The organism is Microbispora sp. H10836 (assembly GCF_012999525.1).
In the GTDB taxonomy this organism is placed as follows: domain Bacteria; phylum Actinomycetota; class Actinomycetes; order Streptosporangiales; family Streptosporangiaceae; genus Microbispora.
In genome coordinates this window covers 1-1,469 of sequence record NZ_JABBWU010000059.1, presented here as the reverse complement: position 1 = coordinate 1,469, position 1,469 = coordinate 1, and the positions used below count along the sequence as shown (strand labels likewise).

Genomic DNA, 1,469 nt, shown 5'->3' with positions numbered 1-1,469 from the left:
AGAAGTTCCCGGCTCGTGCTATCGATGGGAAAGCGCGTCGGCTGTCGCCTCCGCGGGTTCGGCTGCTTCCCGGGGCCGCGCCCTCGACCAGCTGGCCGCGGCCAGCAGGCTCACGACCAGAACGATCGGCAACCGCTGCCGGTAGATGAGGCCCATGTTCGACATGGTCGTCGCGTACACGATCGTGCACGGCGCGGCGAAGAGCGCCAGTATCAACGCCATCTTGCGTGCGTGTCTCCACAGCAGGCGGAACCCTCGCATGCCGTGGAAGAGCAGCAGGTACCACAGGAGGGTGTCCAGCTTGGCGATCTGCAGGGTCATGCTGCCGCCAGTCCACGGAAACGGCGAGAGCAACGTGTAGAGCACCTTGGGCAGGAGCGCGTTCCACGCGTTCCCCCCGTCGTCGAAGACGACGCCGGAGCCGCCTTGCGCGTTGGAGATGCGGACGCTCTGCGACTGCCCGCGCTCCAACTGCTCCTGCATCGCGACGACCGCCGAGTTCTCCGTCGCGCCGGGAAAGACCAGGACGGGCGTCAGCAACCCCACCAGGAGGGCCAGGCCGGTCAGGGAGAGAGCGCGCCTGGCCCCAACGGCGCCCAGGAACAGAGGCAGCGCGCACATGAACACCATGTACGGCCGGACGTTCCACAACGCCCACAGCAGCGGCGCGAGCAGCAGCAGCTTGCGTACGTCGAACCGGCGCACGTTCGACGCCGCCAGGCCGAGGCAGGCGACGATGAGGAACGCGTTGAAGCCGTCCTTGAACATGTCGGAGGTGTGCAGGAGGAAGACGGGCAGGAACGCCGTCACGACGAGGAGCCGGAAAGCGGCGCGCTCGTCCGCCCCGATCACCCTCGCGAACCGGTACATCGCCACCGCCGTCGCACAGGCGACCAGCGCCACGACCGACGTGCACGCCAGCGTGGCGGGACCACCGCACAGGTAGATGACCAGGGCGAACACGTTGCACGGCACCGAGACCGAGTAGAGGTCGGCGATCTGTTCGGAGGTGACGAAGGACAGGCCGTGGACCTTCCAGTAGGCGACGACCTCGAAGGCCCGGGACTCGTAGATGTAGTTGTCTCCGCCGTACTCCAGGAGGCCGCCGCGCAGCACGAGGACGTGGACGGCCAGCCGGGCGGCGAACGCCGCGGCCAGCACCAGGAGCACCCGCGCTCGGCCGGAGGCGAAGCCCACCTGGACCAGGACGGCGAGCATCAGCGCGGTCGCGACGACGACTAGGTACTCCACAGGCAATCACTTCCGCGCGGGATTCGGCACGTCGCGTCACTTTAGACACCGGGCGGCCGAGTGCAGGCCGCACGACGTCGGCGTGGTCCGCCAAGGCAGGGCAAAGGATGAGCCCGTGAAACGAGGGGTCCTTCCGCTGGTCAAAGGGGCGGCAAGAAAACGATCGGCAGGCTGCGCCGGGGAGGGTTTCGGCCGTTGTGGTCAGCAGGCTTGCGGTC

General features: G+C 67.9%; 1 protein-coding gene. It reads right to left on the bottom strand.

Annotated elements, in window-relative coordinates; genetic code table 11:
- Nucleotides 1-18: 18 nt before the first annotated feature.
- Nucleotides 19-1,251 (bottom strand): hypothetical protein, encoded by a 1,233-nt coding sequence (locus HHX30_RS40220; protein ID WP_169989198.1) that lies wholly within the window; start codon nucleotides 1,249-1,251, stop codon nucleotides 19-21.
- Nucleotides 1,252-1,469: the final 218 nt, after the last annotated feature.